At 68.3% G+C, this 15,443-nt stretch carries 15 protein-coding genes and 1 pseudogene; 7 read left to right on the top strand and 9 right to left on the bottom strand.

Annotated features, from left to right (window positions below):
- The first annotated feature begins 170 nt into the window (after window positions 1-170).
- The 3 genes and pseudogenes from tnpA (at window position 171) to tnpC (ending at window position 2,591) form a co-directional block, all read left to right on the top strand.
- Window positions 171-503 carry an IS66 family insertion sequence element accessory protein TnpA gene (gene tnpA, locus WMF42_RS15870; RefSeq protein ID WP_437692817.1) on the top strand — a complete coding sequence of 111 codons (333 nt, stop codon included), beginning with the start codon at window positions 171-173 and terminating at the stop codon, window positions 501-503.
- Window positions 497-919 carry an IS66 family insertion sequence element accessory protein TnpB gene (gene tnpB, locus WMF42_RS15865; RefSeq protein ID WP_437687414.1) on the top strand — a complete coding sequence of 141 codons (423 nt, stop codon included), beginning with the start codon at window positions 497-499 and terminating at the stop codon, window positions 917-919. The genes tnpA and tnpB overlap by 7 nt, the downstream gene beginning before the upstream one ends.
- Window positions 916-2,591 (top strand): annotated as a pseudogene (gene tnpC / locus WMF42_RS15860) (IS66 family transposase). Before tnpB ends, tnpC begins: the two are co-directional and overlap by 4 nt.
- Before the next feature lie 436 nt (window positions 2,592-3,027).
- On the opposite strand, the gene WMF42_RS15855 reads toward tnpC, so the two are convergent.
- From WMF42_RS15855 to WMF42_RS15820, 8 genes are all read right to left on the bottom strand, one after another.
- Window positions 3,028-3,150, bottom strand: a complete 123-nt coding sequence (locus tag WMF42_RS15855; RefSeq protein ID WP_437692815.1) for a hypothetical protein — start codon at window positions 3,148-3,150, stop codon at window positions 3,028-3,030.
- 68 nt (window positions 3,151-3,218) lie between these two features.
- Window positions 3,219-3,782 (bottom strand): hypothetical protein, encoded by a 564-nt coding sequence (locus tag WMF42_RS15850; RefSeq protein WP_437692813.1) that lies wholly within the window; start codon window positions 3,780-3,782, stop codon window positions 3,219-3,221.
- A gap of 75 nt (window positions 3,783-3,857) precedes the next feature.
- On the bottom strand, window positions 3,858-4,076 hold the full coding sequence (locus tag WMF42_RS15845) for a hypothetical protein (RefSeq protein WP_437692811.1): 219 nt from the start codon (window positions 4,074-4,076) through the stop codon (window positions 3,858-3,860).
- Window positions 4,077-4,997: 921 nt separating this feature from the next.
- Window positions 4,998-5,195: a hypothetical protein gene (locus WMF42_RS15840; protein ID WP_437692809.1), complete on the bottom strand. Its 198-nt coding sequence runs from the start codon at window positions 5,193-5,195 to the stop codon at window positions 4,998-5,000.
- A 469-nt stretch (window positions 5,196-5,664) separates the two neighbouring features.
- Window positions 5,665-6,135 (bottom strand): RNA polymerase sigma factor, encoded by a 471-nt coding sequence (locus tag WMF42_RS15835; RefSeq protein WP_437694290.1) that lies wholly within the window; start codon window positions 6,133-6,135, stop codon window positions 5,665-5,667.
- A 188-nt stretch (window positions 6,136-6,323) separates the two neighbouring features.
- Window positions 6,324-6,956 carry an RNA polymerase sigma factor gene (locus tag WMF42_RS15830; RefSeq protein ID WP_437692807.1) on the bottom strand — a complete coding sequence of 211 codons (633 nt, stop codon included), beginning with the start codon at window positions 6,954-6,956 and terminating at the stop codon, window positions 6,324-6,326.
- Complete coding sequence (locus WMF42_RS15825) at window positions 6,949-7,845, bottom strand: helix-turn-helix transcriptional regulator (RefSeq protein ID WP_437692805.1); 897 nt, start codon at window positions 7,843-7,845, stop codon at window positions 6,949-6,951. The genes WMF42_RS15830 and WMF42_RS15825 overlap by 8 nt, the downstream gene beginning before the upstream one ends.
- A 119-nt stretch (window positions 7,846-7,964) precedes the next feature.
- Entirely contained in the window at window positions 7,965-9,023 is a 1,059-nt protein-coding gene (locus WMF42_RS15820) for an RNA polymerase sigma factor (protein WP_437694288.1), read from the bottom strand.
- Between the two features lie 223 nt (window positions 9,024-9,246).
- Here WMF42_RS15820 and WMF42_RS15815 point away from each other — a divergent pair, with 223 nt between their 5' ends.
- The 4 genes from WMF42_RS15815 to WMF42_RS15800 all read left to right on the top strand — a co-directional run bounded on the left by WMF42_RS15815 (window position 9,247) and on the right by WMF42_RS15800 (window position 14,077).
- Window positions 9,247-10,350, top strand: a complete 1,104-nt coding sequence (locus WMF42_RS15815) for a hypothetical protein (RefSeq protein WP_437692803.1) — start codon at window positions 9,247-9,249, stop codon at window positions 10,348-10,350.
- A gap of 20 nt (window positions 10,351-10,370) precedes the next feature.
- Entirely contained in the window at window positions 10,371-12,008 is a 1,638-nt protein-coding gene (locus tag WMF42_RS15810; protein ID WP_437692802.1) for a hypothetical protein, read from the top strand.
- Window positions 12,009-12,045: 37 nt separating this feature from the next.
- Window positions 12,046-13,599 (top strand): hypothetical protein, encoded by a 1,554-nt coding sequence (locus WMF42_RS15805; protein WP_437692800.1) that lies wholly within the window; start codon window positions 12,046-12,048, stop codon window positions 13,597-13,599.
- Window positions 13,600-13,696: 97 nt separating this feature from the next.
- On the top strand, window positions 13,697-14,077 hold the full coding sequence (locus WMF42_RS15800; protein ID WP_437692798.1) for a hypothetical protein: 381 nt from the start codon (window positions 13,697-13,699) through the stop codon (window positions 14,075-14,077).
- A 45-nt stretch (window positions 14,078-14,122) separates the two neighbouring features.
- Here WMF42_RS15800 and WMF42_RS15795 read toward each other — a convergent pair whose 3' ends face one another.
- Window positions 14,123-15,082 (bottom strand): poly(ethylene terephthalate) hydrolase family protein, encoded by a 960-nt coding sequence (locus WMF42_RS15795; RefSeq protein ID WP_437692796.1) that lies wholly within the window; start codon window positions 15,080-15,082, stop codon window positions 14,123-14,125.
- Between the last annotated feature and the right edge of the window lie 361 nt (window positions 15,083-15,443).

Genomic DNA, 15,443 nt, shown 5'->3' with positions numbered 1-15,443 from the left:
AGGCCTCGGCCGAAGCAAGAGCCTCGCGCCCTTCCCCTCGTCAATCGTCGTCATCGTCGCGACGATCCATCTCAAGGGCGTGCTGTCCCACTGTATCCGTCCGACCAAGGCCATCGTGACCACCCCGGCGGCGCCGGTTACCTGTCCCCATCGCGACGCAGGAGGAAGCGATGGCGACGAGGGCGGAGTGGGCCGAGCGGGTGGAGCGATGGGAGCGGAGCGGGCTGAGTGCCGAGAAGTTCGCGCGGCGCGAAGGATACAAGCCGAAGCAGCTGTACTGGTGGCGCTGGAAGCTGAGGGCTGACGGGCCCTCGCGGTCGTCGCCGTCGGGGGAGGCACCGAGCTTCTTGCCGGTCCACGTGGTGACCGACGCATCGCCCATCGCGCCGGAGCCGATCGAGATCGCGCTGCCCAACGGGCGGGTGGTGCGGGTCCGGCCGGGCTTCGACCCGGCCACGCTCGAGCGCGTCCTGGCGCTCGCTGCCGAGGAGACGTCGTGCTGACGCTGCCGCCGTCGGTGCGTGTCTACGTCGCGGCTGAGCCTACCGATCTGCGGAAGAGCTTTGATGGGCTGTCGGTCCTGGTCGCTCAGCGCTTCGGAGCTGATCCGCTCTGTGGGCACCTGTTCGTGTTCAGGAATCGACGAGGGGACCAGGTGCGCGTGCTGTTCTGGGATCGCACCGGATATGCCATCTTTGCAAAAAAACTGGCCCGTGGCCGCTTCCACCTCGCCCGCGACCTGCCCCAGGGCGCCACCCACGTCGAGGTCGAGGCGGCCGAGCTGTCGCTGATGCTCGAAGGGCTCGACCTGTCGCAGGCCGTACGGCGCAAGCGCTGGAGACCCGGCGTGAGAAACCTCGACGTGACGAAGCAACGCTTGATGGATGCGCGCGGGCTCGATATCCAGCGCGCCCGGTGACCAGTCCCCGTCCGTCCCACGCAGTGCTGCCCGCCGATCTGGCGGATGTGCAACGTAAGCTGGAGCAGCTCGCGGCTGCCGGGCAGCTCTCGGAGCTCATCGAGCTTGTGCTCGGGCTGCTGGTCGATCTGCGCGACAAGAACACGGCGCTGTCGGCGAAGCTCGCGAGCGCGCTGCGCGAGCTGTACGGCCGCAGAAGCCAGAAGGTCTCGACCGAGCAGCTGATGCTGCTGTTCGCTGAGCTCGGGGCGGAGCCGCCGCAGGGGGCCGCTGGCCCGGCGCCCACGTCGGAGCCTCTCGCCGAAGCGCCGCCGCAGCCGGAGCAGGGCCTGGTGCCGCAACCTCCTGAGCCCCCGAAGCCTCCACCAGGACGGCGCGGGCGCTCGCCGCTTCCCGCACACCTGCCGCGCGAGACGCGCTTCGTGCCAGTCCCCGAAGCCGAGCGCACGTGCCCGCAGTGCGGCGCGGACAAGAAGTGCATCGGCCACCGTACAAGCGAGATTCTCGAGTTCGTCCCGGCGCAGTTCCGGATCATCGAGGAGCAGAGGGAGAAGCTCGCCTGCCCGACTGCCCAGAGCAGGGCGTCACGACGGCCGACAGCGAGAAAGTGATGGATCGGGGCCGCCCAGGGCCGGCGCTGCTCGCGAACATCATCGTCGAGAAGTTCGAGGACGCGATGCCGCTGTACCGACAGGCGCAGCAGTACGCTCGCTGCGGCGTGTCGCTGTCGCCGTCGACGCTGGGAGAGTGGTCGGCGTTCGCGCTCGATGTGCTCGCTCCTGTGGCGAAGAGGATCCAGGAGCGCGTGCTGGGCTCGTGCTACCTGCGCGCCGATGACACCGGGATACGCGTGCTGGATCAGGATCATCCAGCGGGGGTGAAGCGAGGGCACATTTGGTCCTTCGTCGGGGCCGAGCTCGTCGCGTTCGTGTACGCGCCGGACTGGAGGGCGAAGCATCCGGCGGCGCTGCTGCGGGGCTTCACGGGCTACCTGCAAGGCGATGGCTACGCGGGCTACGGCGCGATGCTGCGCGGAGACGACGATGGCGAGATGATCGTGCCCGAGGTGCGCCGGCTCGGCTGTGGAATGCACATCCGCGCGAAGTTCGAGAAGGCGGCGAAGGGCGGTGACGCGCGGGCCGCCATGGCGCTCGCGTACTTCAAGGCGATCTACCGCATCGAGGCCGCCTGCAAGGCCGAAGCGCTGTCCGCGGAGGCACGCCTGGCGCGCCGGCAGGAGCTGTCGCTCCCCGTGGTCGACGATCTATACGAGTGGGTTCACGAGCTACACCTGCGGCTCGTGCCGAATACGCCGCTTTACGTCGCAACCCAGTACGCCATCAACCAGGAGGCAGCGTGGCGGCGCTGCTTCACGGACGGGCGTTTCGAGATCGACAACGGTGAAGTCGAACGGCGGATAAGATGCGTGGCGCTCGGGAGAAAAAACTACTTGTTCGCAGGCTCGGACAAGGGAGCTGAACGCCTCGCTGTCGGCTACACGCTATTTGGCTCGTGCCGGATGTACGGAGTCAACCCGCTCGCCTGGGCGACAGACGTGATCGGCAAGCTGCAGGCAGGCTGGCCGCGTGAACGGCTGGACGAGCTGCTGCCCGACGCGTGGGCGCGCTCGTTGCCCGCTGCTACGGCCGCCGGCGACGCCGGCGCGCCCTGAACGACGCGGAGCTCGATCCTTGCCACCGAGGCGCCGGAGGGGGGCACCTCGCCGGCCCTCTCGTGCCCGCCCGCGTCCGCTCGCGTCCGCTCGGCCCCTGGGTAGTCGCCGCCCGCGCCCAGCATCGTCGACCCCGACGATCACCGCAAGGGGTCGCGCCTATGGCGATGGCTGGGCGCTTACGGTCCAGCGGTACAGGTCGGGGCGGTTCCCGATCCCCGAATCGCTTGCCGCCCGCGCCCGGGACCTTGGGCCGTCCGAGAGTGCTCGCGTACGCGCCCTTGTCGCCCGGCTGGCTGGCGGAGTGGCTCGGCCGTCAAGACCGCCAGCAGCCACCAGTTCAAGCCTGAGGCGCTCCGCCGGGCTCGCGCGGCAAGACGCCGGTGCGGCCCTTGACGGGATCGCGCCAGCACGCCGACGCGTATGCGCCGGACGGTCAGCCTCCTATGTCTCCGAGCAGCACCGTCAGAACGGACGCAACGATGCCGGCGATGGTCGTGGCGAGGACCGGCACGGCTGTTCCGGTGATGCGAATGCGGAAGTCGAGTACGCGCGGCATCGTCGCAGCGACGTGGTGCCTCGGGGGCGCGTGGTGGCCGGCTGAGGTGGGGGATGCGTGACGACGCGCTATGTGCGCGTCCTGTGCTGTCCTCCGACGGTTTCCCAGCACTCGTACATTTTCAACACATCCGCCTGGCCAAGCGAGTTGCGGGTCGCGCTGCCCCCTGGCAGGTACACCACTTGACGTCGACCATCGGGCTGATCGACGAAGTCGAAGCTGGCGACCACCATGCCGTCGCCAACGCGAAGCACATCGAACACCATTGCCGTCGCAACGCGCGTGCTTGGCGCTATCTTGTACTTCATGCCGCGCAAAACATAGACCTCGTGCACCGAGTCGTAGGTGACGATCTCGCCGATCTCCTTCCACCGCTTCTTCGCCTCGGCCCAGCGCTTGGCGTCATCGGTGCGGGTGGGGTTGTTCAGGATCGCTGTGATCACCACGGCGACGCCACGGACCTGGGCACCTTCCGCCGCTCGCAGCGCCTTGACGACGCTCTCGTCATCGTCGTTCGAGGTGTTGCGCTGGATCCAATCGGGGCCGCCCATGCGAAGCCGCCCCTCGACGGCGAAGCGCACATCCTTCGGAAGCCCATGCAGCCAGTCGATCAACAAGTCGGTCATGTACATGCCGAGCGCCTAGCTCGAGGCCTCTGCGTTGTCGCCCCCACCCGCTGAGGATGGGCGCGAGGAAGCTTAGTGATATCAACACGTTACAGAAATTTGTGCGTCGAGGTCCTCCGTTCTCACCGCGCGGCCACGCTCGGGCTCGAGCGTCGCGAGCAGCTCCGCTTCGGCGGCGCACAGCGCGGCCACAACCTCCCCACGCGACCACCCGGCATCCCGCTCCGGCACCTCGGCCCGCACCGGCGGCTTCGGTCCGCCGCGCACGCGGCTCACGTCGATGCCGTCCCGTTCGAGCAAGGCGCAGCCGGTCCGCGTCGACCCAAGGCGCATCGCCTGGAGGCTCCACCGGATCGGCACATCAGTGTGCGGGGTTGAAAGTTGCCGCGACAGCACCGCGTCGCGCGCGTGCGCGCACAGGGGCTCATCGCGGGCGGCACCGCGGTGGCGCGGCGGGCTGGGTCCGCGGAGCGGCTACCACCGCGGCTGGTACTACCGGAGGCGCTGATGGTATCGCTGGAGACCGGTGCCGGGGCCACAGCGCGTCGCCGAAGCGCCCGCTTTGGGTCACACCTCACCCCGTCGCGCAGTTTCCCTGCGCCGGCACTTCCGTCCGCGCTGACGCCGAGCGCGCCGGTTACGCTCCCGCGGTAGCGGCGCCCCGCTCCGTACCGGTGACGTCGTTGCGAAGCGGCTTCGATTCGACAGGCTATCTGTGGCGCCGTTCGTCGAGTAAACTCCCGCTTGGGAGGTTACGTTCAATGAGGCGTTCACTTGCTCTCCTTGTCGCCTGTGGAGCGCTCATCGTGCCCACGGTTGCCAATGCCTACTATCGATACTTGTCGGACATAAACGCCCACATGTGGTGGACCGATCGACCTAACACGATCTTCGTAAACAAATCCGGCGCGCCCAAGTTGGTACAGAACGTATATAATTCATCGGACGTCTGGGAAGTGCCACACGGAGGCGTGAGACCATTTACGGCAGCGGGAGGCAGCGGTGTCGTTATGTATTCTCCGTCGGCAGCAGGAGTCGAGGTATGGTTCTGTACCGCCCAGCTTGATTGCAGAAAGGCGTCGAACCCATGAACCAGTGCGCCTGGTGCATGGATGGCGGTAACCAGTCCCTCCGCGAACCGATAGGTTTGACCGAATAGCTGGGTTCGGACACCCAGCAGTCGGCCACCGTCGGCTCGACCTCCTCGGCCGCCTCGGGGTATCACCGCGCGGTCTCTTCCACGATCTTCCACCCGTCCCGCTTCATGAGCCCGATGTAGGCTAGGCGCGCCTCCGGGATGACCTGTATCTTGAGGTCGTCGCCGTCCTCGCGCAGGTAGACGTCCGCCTGCCCGCGCTCCGCGTCGGCTTGTCCAGCCAGTTGGGCGGCGTTCAGTCGTAGGGGATGCCCGGAGGTCACTTGCGCTCTACCGAGATGGCCGACAGGCAGCCACGCGCTTTCAGGTACGCATCGATGTCGTCCGGGGACACGCGCCACGGACACTCGCCGCGTGACCGGCTTGCCGGGGAACGTGAGGCTCATTCGGTGCTTGGGATCACGGAAGTCCATCGGGCCTCCTGCTCGCGCCGAACGCGCGGTCTGCCCGCTCCGCTGCTGCTCAAGGTACCGGCCCCGACCCCCTCGTACGCGGGTTCGTCGGCGCCGAGCTCCACGCCTATTCTCCGTCCAGAAGCGCACGCATCTTGTCGAGCAGCTCTCGCTTGACCCGCTGGCGGTTCAAGTCGTCTTCGTAACCGGCTTCGACAGGCGACACTTTGGTGACCCCTTTGGGCATCATAAGATGCGTCGACCATTCGCTCTGCCTCGTGGTCGTCCAAGTCGCGTCGGAAGTGCAGAATCAGGCCTTTGACGCTCATTGCAGCCCCACTCAGTACGTGGAGACTTCCCTAGCTTCCCGAAGCCTGACGGATTCACGTAGCGCGCTGATGGCCTTTATGCGTCGCTTGTAGAGCGTAGAGAGAGGTAGCCCTGCGTCTTCGGCTATCTTGGCCATAGTGACTCCGTTCAGGTCGTGTGCTACGAGCACAAATCTTAGCTCCGGATCGAGCTCGTTCACTACGTCGATGGTGCTGGTCACCATGTTGTCGCACTCCATCACAGCAGCAGCGTCCGGCGCTGGATCGATCACTTCGATTAGATCGACCAACTCCTCCCTGCGGTGTTGCGCACGCTCGTGGTAGTGCGAGGCAGCGTGTACGGTGATCGCGTTCAACCAGCGTTCCGGCCTGCCGCGCTTCGGGTCGAACCTGGGCCAGCTCTCCCAGGCGTTGAGCCAGACTTGACCCGCGACGTCGCCACGATGGCACAGCGGGACCCCCAGCCTCCCCAGCCAGCGCATCACGGCACGAACCAGCGTCGGGCAAAACAGGCGCGCATGCGCGGCAGCGCGCTCGTATTCAATCGTCGGACGACACATGGCTTTCCCCCCGGCGCAATCTCCCGTCCTATGATGATGGCTCGCCAGCGTACCTCTGCGGCACCGGTCAGCGGTCCTCCCCGAAGATGGCCCGCTACCCAATGGAGGCGTCAGCCGTAGCTGTTCAGCTGCCGGAGCGGTGCCATCCTCGTCAGCATGCTCCTGAGGGCGAGCAGCGTAGGAGCATCCGTCAAGCGGAGCGCTCTTCGCAGTTGCTTTCTTCCACGCTGCAAGCGATCCTGAATTGTGTTGGGATTCTGGCCATGCTCGGCCGCGATCTCCTCCGCAGTGTACCCCAAAGCGGAATCAGCCACGGCGTCGCGCAGAGGCGGCTCGAGCCGTTCCAAGCCGCGGAGGCTGAGCCGCGCCTCTAACTGTGCGGACGGCGGCGGCATGTAGCCATCCATCGCCGGATGCGTGTACGAGGCGCGGCCTTTCTCCCACTGGTGCTGGTGTTCCCTGTAGTGCGTTGTGTGGTGCCATGTGACTACGAATAGCCAGCGCCTCACCGCCTTCTTTACCGACAGGCGCTCGCTCGCATGGAACCCGCCTGCCTCGACGGTTCGCCAAGCAGAGAGAAGAATTTCCTGCAGCACGTCTGAACGGTCGCACTCTGGAACCTTGAGTCGGCGCAGGTTGTCCCTGATCATGAAAATGTTTCGCACGATGACTTCGAATGGAACGTGTGTCCCCGGTCGCATGCGCATCTCCCCGGAAGGCGAGGGGCGGCCGCGCTCACCCATGGTTCCCTACTCCTGGAAGTGTCGTGTTCAGCGACGAGCGCTCAACGTCGTCCCAATCCGAGCCGCGTACAGGACTGGACCCGCCTTCGTCGCGCCGTAGCGGGAAGCTCGTCAGCGTGGCAGCGCGACAGGCGAGCTCGGCGCCCGCCTCGGCGCGAGCAGGCAGGGGCGACCGAAGCCGCGGCTGGGGAGGCGGCGGGAGCTTCGCCCGTGGGCTCCTGGCCGCAGGCTCGGGAGACGGCAGCACGGGCGGAGGAACGTCGCGCGCGCGAGGAGGTATCCTGGGCGGAGCCGGCGGCACCGGGCTCGGCGCCGGTGACGACGCGGGACGCGCCGAGCTCTCGCACTTGGTGACGGGCTCGCCGAGCTGGATCACCACGGTCTCCTCTGCGTCCGTCCGGTAGTCGTCGTGCAACCGCCACAGGCGCTCCCAGTACCGCGCCGGCGCGCCCGTGAAGGCTTCCAGCTGCCGCGCGAGGCCGGGCGTTATCGACAGGTCGCTCCGCAGCAGCCGCTCCACCTCCCTCGGCTCCAGCCCTGTGCTCTCGGCCAGTTCTCTCTTCCACGAAGGAATCGTCGCGCAGAACGTTTCGAGGACCCTGCCTGGCCAGGGGACCGGGCGCGAGCGGGCGTCTGTCAGCTCTGCGAGCGCGGCATCGACATGACAATCCAGAAGGCGCCGGTATCGGTCCCGCTCCTCCGCTGCCTGCTCCTTCGCATCGGTGAGGGCCGACGTCTCGTCATCATGCGCGTGCTCGCGTGCCTCGCGAAGCCCGCGTTCGCGTCCCAGCGCTTCGCGCGCCGTGATCGCGAAACCGATCGCGACGAAGGATATCATCGCGAGCCCGAGCGGCGAGACGAGCCACATCGCAGCCAGCATGTCCTCCATGAGTTTCTCCTCCTTGACGTGAGCATTCCTGTTCGGCGCAAGGCGGATCCCGGCTTTGTGCCGCCCGATGACAGCACCGTCCTCCCCGCTTGCTTAGCTGTCGCTGGAAAGCCGACCGGTCAGCGAATTTGTATCAGGAGCGCTTCACGCTCCGCAGCGAGCTGCCCTTGCGGGAACTCGCGTGCATGCGTCTCGAGCAATCGTCGCGCCTCGGCATCTGCGACTGCGCTATGGACCTCGATGGCCCTTCGGGCCTCGTCGATGAGGCCCTGCTCGCGCTCGGTGACGGCTGGGACCACGGCGCGGACGGGGAGCGAGGTACGACGAACCGGCGCGCCTGACGGAACAGGCACTCGTGCGTCTCGGTCCTGCGCCGGCTGCGCGGTCTCCTGTGCGGCCGCCGCGGCCGGCCCGCGCATCGGGAGCTCGGCCGTTGGCTGCGCGATCTCCTCCTCGGCCGGTGCGGGCGCAGGAGCGCGCTCCACCGCCGCCCGCAACCACGACTCCGGGCTGAACGAGTCCGGCAACGTCGCGATGACGGCGCCGGTCAGCACGACGACCGCCCCCTGCACCAGGATCTTGATGCCCAGGCGGCCGAGCTTGATCAGCCACCCGTCCCGGTCGCGCAGATCGAAGGCGAACGGGACGCATGGAGCGTCGTCCCATCCGCGCGAGCGTTGCCGCGCCTTCCAGCGTTCTACGGCCGCGGCAAGGTCCTCGAGCGCTCGGCGGTAGTGTGTCCTCACGGTCTTCGGGTTGAGCCCCAGTTCGGAGGCGATCTCGACGAGCGGCACCTCCTCGATCCCGTGCTTGATCAAGATGTCGCGGTACTTGGGGTCGACCTGGTTGATCAGGTCGCGGATGAGCGCCTCCCGCTGCTGCCTGCGGAGCATCTCTTCCGGAGTCGGGCACTCCGCCCGAAAGTCGTGGTCGTCGAACGAGGTCAGGACTTCCCCCCGACGGCGTTCGTTCCGGACGTGGTTCCGCGCCTGGTTCAGGACGATGGTGGCACCGTACGACGCTCGTGCCTCCCCGAGCTCGACCCGCAGATCCGCTTCGAGTCCACGCAGCAAGGCATCCTGCGCGAGGTCCTCCGCGTGCCGCGCCGGGGCCCCGAAACGCCGCGCGAGGCGCCGGAAGAACTCGAAGCCGGTAGGGGTGCTGCCTGGCTCGCCCATCACCGGTAGAACACCTGAGCCGTCTGCAGGGCTTCAAGAAAATGCAGGGTGGCTCTAGGGTCGGTCGGATAAGGTGCGACATGTGGGGTCGCAGGGAGCGCGGCTACACGAGCAGCGATGGCCGCATTCCCTGTTCGGGCGGGGTTTTTCTCGTCCGATCGTCCAGGGCATGCCAGTTTCAGCGCCGTTGACGCGCCACGGCTGGCGTAAGTACTGTCTCTGCGTGCGTTTCGTTGCGCAATCGCTCTGGATATGCCTGACGCTCGGCGTCGCGATCGGCACTACGCATCCGGTTCGTGCGGAGGAACGCAATCCGGTCCCCGCACGAAATGACGGCTCGATCGTAAAGGACCATCTTCGCCGCGCCCGACGAGCTCGGGCATCGGGAAAGTGGACCGAGGCACACGCCGCCTACAAGGCGGCTTTCGAGGCGATCGACGCGACATCTGTTACAGAGAGAGAATCCGCTGAGGTCGCTGGAGAGCTGGGCCTCTGCGAGCTCAAGTTACGCAAGTTCCGTGACGCAGCGGAGCACCTGGCTTGGAGCCTTGAGCGGCGTAAGGCCCTTTCTCCTGAACAGCAAAAAAGATTCGCGGACGGGCTGGCCAAGGCCGTTCCGTTCGTCGCGACGCTCTATCTGTCGGTGGATCCGCCGGATGCCGAGGTGCTCATCGACGGCAAGCCCATCGGCCGACCCAGGCGGACCTACACACTGTTCTTCGAGCCTGGCAAGCACATGGTGCGGGCCCGAGCACCGGGCCGTGAGGAAGGATCCCAGACGCTGGACGCGCAGGCGGCGACGGAGCCGACCATGACGATACAGTTGCCGCGCGCGGCCGTGAGCAGCGCCAAGGAGGGCGCACCCGCAGCACCGAAAACCGCGAGCGCACCGCCCGCTCTGCGCCCGCCCGATCCCGGGCAGCCGGCATCGTGGCCGACGACGCTGCGAATCGCCGGGATCGCCGTCACGACGGCCACCTTGTCCGCGGGCAGCCTGCTCATGATCCGGGCCACCAGTCTTGACGGCGATCTGAGCGAACGGCGCGACGGGCTCAACGGCGGTGCGACGGCGAGCGGGTCCAGGTGCTGGCAAGCAGCGGACCGCCCGGCGTGCGCTGACCTGCTCCGCCTCCGAGACGAGCGCAACCTGTCCGCGGGCGTGGGCACGGCCATGCTCATCGCCGGCGGTGTGATCGGGGCAGCGACCGCCGCGTCGTTCTTCACGGACTTCTCCTTCCTGGGGCTCACGCCGGCTGAGGATCGGATCCACGCCTCGCCCGTGGCGACCGGGCGAGAGATCGGCGTGATGGTCGAGGGGCTGTGGTGAGGACATCGGGGGCCGAGCAGATGCGTTCGAAGGAAGGCCGGCGCGTGGCGACGTCCGTCGTCGCCCTCGCGATCTTCATGTGCGGCGCGAGCACGCTGACAGGGTGCCCGTACTCCGACCCTTGCTGGGAGGTGGAGGCGTGCGAACCCGATCCGGTGCCTCCGCCCGGTCCGTGCGAGGGAGAGCCCGGCACGGCGCCGGCGCTGGATGAGTGCGGGGTGTTCGTCAGCGAGCACGGCGACGACGACCACCCCGGAACGAAGGACGCTCCGGTGAAGACCCTGCAACACGCGATCGGGCTCGCCGCGCACGGGCGAGCCCACGGCGAGGCAGCGACCCGGCGCGTGTACGCGTGCGGGGGGGAGTTCGCGGAGACGATCACGCTGCCCTCGGGGGTCGACCTCTGGGGCGCCCGTCTGTGTGACGGCGGGGATTGGTCGTATGAGGGGACATTCGGCGGGCCGGATCACCGGACGATCATCGCTCCGCCGGGGGGGATCCCGCTGCGGGTCCTCGGGGCGGTGGAGAAGGAGCTCGCGGGGGACGACACGGCGTCGTTGATCTCCGGCGTGCGCGTTGTCGCGGCGGCCGCCTCGGCGCCCGATGGCAAGTCGTCGATCGCGGTGATTCTGAGCACGGGGGCCAGGGCGGTCGTGCAGGACAGCGTGATCATCGCGCGCAACGGCAAGGACGGGGAGCCGGGCCAGGACGCGCCGAGCTATCGAGCGACGGATGGCGTCGTAGGTAACAACGGCGCGAACGCGTGTACTGCGGACGCCGCCGTGGGCGCCCTGCCGGTGGTCACCGTGTGCGACGACGGCATCGAATCGACGGGCGGCTACGGCGGTGACGGCGGACTCGACATCGGCGGCGATGGCGCCCCGGGAAAGCCGGCGCCGGTGGAGGTTTCCGAGCGCGACGGCCGCGGAGGGGTCGGCGCGGACGCCACGAGATGCGAGGACGGGAACGATGGCGCAGACGGCGCCGACGCCGCTCGCGCGGCTGGCGCCTTTGGCCCAGGCATCCTCAGCGACGATGGATGGATCGGTGTCCGTGGTGAGGACGGGAAGAAGGGCGGCGTCGGCCACGGCGGCGGCGGCGGTGGCGGCAGCAAGTCGCGCGGGTCCATGTTTGCGTGCCCCGTAGGTCTCCCCCAGAGTGGCGCGGCCGGCGGCTCGGGGGGAAGCGGAGGTTGCGGAGGCAGGGGCGGCGGGGGCGGCGGCTATGGCGGCGCGAGCATCGGTATCGTCGCGCTGGAGGGCACGGACTTGACCCTCGCGAACACCGAAGTGCTCACGGGCAAGGGCGGCCAAGGCGGGGTCGGCGGAACGGGCCAACCGGGTGGCGTCGGGCGACGCGGCGCCCACGGCGGCGTCGGTTATACTGGAGGCGACATGTGGGACGCGTGCAAGGGCGGCACGGGAGGCAATGGCGGTCGCGGCGGTGATGCCGGCGGCGGGCTCGGCGGCGCGTCGGTCGGCATCGCCTACGTGGTACCCAACTTCGCCATTCGACCCGGAACCAAACTTGTTGCCGCAGGCGCCGGCCAAGGCGGCCTCGCGGGGAACGCCGGCCCGAACGACCAGGTGGGCAAAGGCGCGAATGGCCCGTGGGGGGAGCTCTATCATTTCGGTGCGGCAAGCGAGCCGCCCCATTGACTCGCGCTTCGCGAGACGCTGCCAGCGAGGGATGCCGATGCGCCTGAGTTCCGCGATCCTCTTGGTCTCTCTTCTGCCGCTCGCCACGGCCGGTTGCGGCACGACGCCGGGGGTGAACGACCCTGATGGCGCGCCGCCGTGCGGCAGTCCATCGACGTGCGCAGGTGATCCGATCCCCGAGTCGGTCTGCCTGGAGCATCTCGCCGTGGGGCGGGCGTTGGACGGCTGCGGCGTGTTCGTCCACTATGCGGATCTCGGCGGTGACGACGCGAACCCCGGCACGATGGACAGACCGGTGACTACCCTGCCGCACGCCATCGAGCTGGCGCGCACCGGGCGCGGTCGGGTGTTCCTCACCCGCAACGCCTACGTGGAGTCCATCACGCTGCCCTCCGGGGTGGATCTCCATGGTGGCTTCAACTTCTTGGAATGGGAACGGCCGCCCGAGTTTTCAGATCCGGTGTACGGCACGGCCAAGATCGTTGGCCCCGTCGGGCACATCCCCCTGACCATCGAGCCGGCGCGGGCCGAGGACACGGGGGCTGCGGACGGGGTCTCGACCATCGATCACATGTACATCCGCAGCCCGAGGCATATCGGGATGGTCGTTCGGTCCGGCGCCGCGGTGGAGATCATCGGGAGCACGATCGAAGCCGACCCGGGACCGGGCGGCCGCGACGGGGAGAAATGGCCGGGCCGGGCAGCGTCGGGTCCGGACGGCCAGTATGGGGGAGACGCGTGCTCCGCGGCGACGGTCCCGGGTGGGGCTCGGGCGGTGAACTCCTGCGAGGGAGGGCTCCCGAGCGCCGGTGGCAAGGGAGGCGACGGGCTCGCCGACGGCGCTGGAGATGGGGAGGACGGCGAGCCCGTACCCGAGCCCAACCCCAACTACAGTGGGGAAGGAGGGCGTGGCAACCGGGCAGACGGTGGTTGCAGCAGCGGCGCCCCCGGGCAAAGCGGTATGTGGGGCGCCGCCGGCGCAGCGGGCAAGGGCCGCGGGCGGATCGACGAGACCGGATGGCACGCCGACTGGGCCGGCGACGGCGCCCGGGGGATGCCGGGCCAGGGCGGTGGCGGGGGCGGCGGGCGTCGCGGTGGGCTCGCGGTGTGCGGCGTGGCCTCCCAGGGGGGCGCCGCCGGCGGCTCCGGAGGCGCGGGCGGCTGCGGGGGGCGGGGCGGCCGAGGGGGCGAGAACGGCTACCCGAGCATCGCGATCGTGGCGCTCCACGCCAAGGTGACGGTGCGCGACAGCATCATCAGCATCGGCGACGGGGGCCCAGGCGGCGACGGCGGGGAGCCGGAGGAAGGGGGCAAAGGCGGCCGAGGCGCTCCAGGTGGCGCCGTGGGGGACGGCACGTGGTCCTGCCAGGGTGGCAGCGGCGGCCTCGGAGGCGACGGCGGCTACGGCGGTCCCGGGCGCGGCGGCGACTCGATCGCCATCGCCTACCTCGACGAGGACCAGCTCACGCTGGAGGGGGTCACCTTCGAGATCGGGCTGCCGGGCCCAGGCGGAACGAGCTGGGATTGGTCTGGCGAGGAGCTCACGGGGGAGGACGGCATCGCCGTCGAGACGCTGCGCTTCCCTGAGTAGGGTCGACGGGGAGGCTCTGTGAACCGGTACCGATAGCGCGTTAGCGGCGACGCGCCCGGGCCCACGCGACAGCGCACGTGAGCCTGATGTCAGCAAGGTGGACGGTCGCGCCGAGCTCCAGGAATCTCACGCCAGGCCGCGGCGCCGAGCCCATGGCTTTCAAGCGGCGCACGTCGACGAGAGCCTGCTGAGCGCGTTCCCGCGCAGCGTCATTCCAGAGGAGCGGCGGCGGCGAGTCTACTGGAACGGCGTGCTCGCGCGCGCGGAGGTGAGCTCCAGCTACAAGCCGGCGCGCAAGATATGGCGTCGCGAGCGACAAGGCCACTACATGCCCAGCACGGTCGGCGTGCGAGTCGCCGGCGAAGCGGGCAAGCCGGACACCTACGTGCCGCTCGATCGCCTGCTAGGTTGCGACATCCTCGAAGAACAGGGCGCGCCAGACGCAGCCAGCCGGGCTCATGTCACGAGCCCGTCCTGAAACGTGATGCTGCCGAGCACGAACGTCTGCTCGGTGTACCGCCTGTCACTCGTTCCAGTTCTTCCACTCGTTCCAATTCTTGGACTGAGTCTGCCACACGCCCTTGTTGTTGTAGTCGCCACCGTCTTTGAGGAACGCGTCCTTGCGGGAGTTCTCCCCGCCGAGGTGCCAACGCATCCAAGCAACGTTCGCTCCGGCGCCGTCCCAAGGCCCCGAGCCGTGACCACCGCCCTTCATCTTGCCGAGCCAGACTGGCCCCTTGTTGCCGGCGTTGTTGAAGTCACCCTCGGCGTTGGGCGCCTCTTGACCCGTTTCACCGTAGATGATGCCGACAGGGATCTTGAGATTGACGAGGGCGTTGTGCTCGAAGGAGCCGCTGTTGTTGAGCAACGCGGTGGAGACGCGCTCATCGGTTTGAGCAGCCGCTTCCGACGACAGCCCGCCCATCGAGTGCCCGAACACACCAACGCGGTCGAGGATCAAGCGGCCGTACATGGGGCTGTTCTGATCGGCGTCCTGAGCCTCCAGCCAATCGATCGCCGCCGACATGAGCACGGCGTCGCCCGTCGACTCTCGAATACCGACGAGGACGAAGCCGTGCGAGGCCATGCGCGTCAGCAGCTGTAGGTAGTCGCGAGGAGGGGTACCTCCGCCCGGACCCCAAATGGCCACCGGGTGCTTCTTGTTGGGCTCGGTGGTGAGCGTCGTCGGCCTGACGAGAATGTGGCCACCGCCGCTGAACGAGAGGTCCTGAACCGTCGTCTCGAGCGGTCCGTTAGCGTTCACATTGTCACCCGCCAGCACCACTTCGGGCCGATTGACCTGGCCGCCGCTACCGCCCGCGCCCGCGCCCGCGCCCGCGCCCGCGTCGCTGCCTCCGGAGTTCGTGCCGGTGCCTGCGGACCCCGCAGTGGTACCACCCGAGCTGTTGCCAGCGGCCTCGCCCGTGCCGCCCGCTCCGGCGGGGTCAGCGCCGCCGCCAGAGCTGGTATCGGTTCCGCCCAAGCCCGCGGCACCCGAGCTCGAACCGCTCGCCCCTGGGCTGTAGCCGTCGCCTGGAGCGGACTCGCTCGAGCAAGCAAGAAGTAGAATGAGAACAGAAGGAGCTAGTTGCCTCATGGGATACCTCGGAGCTCCGAGCGCGCTTTCTTGACGACGGCCCTCAGGCCAACCTGCTACCGGAGCGGAAAAATCCGAACGACTCGCTGCTGTGCGGCGGCTGCGATGTGAGCGCACACATGACCCGATTCCGCTACGAAGTCCACCTATTCCGCTGCCGCGCGATTGTTCAAACCGCGCTAAACTCGAGGACTTCGGCCGGACGGCTCTAGCGCCCGACGGCGGGAGTATCGTCACCTCGTGAGCC

Origin of the sequence: Sorangium sp. So ce176, assembly GCF_051519835.1 — a bacterium.
GTDB classification, from domain to species: Bacteria; Myxococcota_A; Polyangia; order Polyangiales; family Polyangiaceae; genus Sorangium; species Sorangium cellulosum_G.
Note: the sequence above shows the minus strand (reverse complement) of the source record. Positions and strands in the feature narration are given on the sequence as shown.